This window comes from Streptomyces sp. NPDC058650 (assembly GCF_042717315.1).
In the GTDB taxonomy this organism is placed as follows: Bacteria; Actinomycetota; Actinomycetes; order Streptomycetales; family Streptomycetaceae; genus Streptomyces.
On record NZ_JBHXRL010000085.1, the window covers coordinates 1 to 1,092 of the forward strand.

The window sequence follows — 1,092 nt, forward strand, 5'->3', positions numbered from 1 at the left end:
CCCCGCGGCATCCGGCACTGCGGCGACCTCCGCATCCGAGCCGCATCGCGGCAGCCTCGGCCTCGTGCAGGGCACGGCGCTCTACATCGCGAGCGTACTCGGCACCGGCATCCTCGTGCTGCCCGGACTCGCCGCCTCGGCCGCCGGCCCGGCATCGGTCGTCGCGGTCGCGGTGGTGCTCGTGCTGTCGATCCCGCTCGCCGGCACCTTCGCCGCGCTCGCCTCGCGCTACCCCGATGCGGGTGGCGTCGCGAGCTACGCGCGCCGTGCCCTCGGCGACACCGCGGCTCGCATGGCCGGCTACTGGTTCTTCTTCGGCGTCTGCGTCGGTGCACCGGTGCTCGCCGTGCTCGGCGGCGAGTACGTCGTCGCGGTGCTCGGCATCGACCGATCGGCCGTGCCGATCATCGGCTTCGCGGTCTTCGTTCCCCCGTTCATCGTCAACTGGTTCGGCGTGCGCGTCGCCGGGTGGGTGCAGTTCGTGCTCACCGGTCTCTTGATCGCCGTGGTCGTCGGCGTGGTCGCGGTCACGTTCCCGGCCGCAGAGGCGTCCAACTTCACGCCGTTCCTGCCGAACGGCTGGGGCGGCGTCGGCGTCGCGATCAGCCTCTTCGTCTGGGCCTTCGCGGGCTGGGAGGTGGGCACCCACATCGCGGGCGAGTTCAAGAACCCTCGCAAGATCATTCCGCTCGCGACCGGCATCGCCGTCGTCGTGGTCGGGGCGGGCTACCTCGCCCTGCAGTTCGTCACGGTCGCGGTGCTCGGCGACCGGGCGGGCGACAGCCAGGTGCCGCTGCTCGACCTCGTCGAGACGACCGCGCCCGGCATCGGCCCCGTGCTCGTCGCGATCGTCGCGGCGCTCGTCACGCTCGGCGTGATGAACGCCTACCTGCCGGCGTTCGGCAAGCTCGGCGCCGCGCTCGGCCGCGACGGCGACCTGCCCCGGTTCTTCGCGAAGGGCGCCGCCGACGGCGAGGTGCCGCGCCGCGCGCTCGCCCTCACGGGTGTGCTGATCATCGGCTACTTCGGCCTCATGCTGCTGAACGACCTCGACCTCACGGGGTTCATCCTCGTGCACACGAGCAACATGGT

At 72.0% G+C, this 1,092-nt stretch carries 1 protein-coding gene; it reads left to right on the forward strand.

Annotation, left to right across the window (positions count from 1 at the left end; genetic code table 11):
* Positions 1-64 precede the first annotated feature (64 nt).
* A partial coding sequence (locus ACFWWU_RS37430; protein ID WP_384153732.1) for an APC family permease occupies positions 65-1,092 on the forward strand: 1,028 nt, incomplete at its 3' end.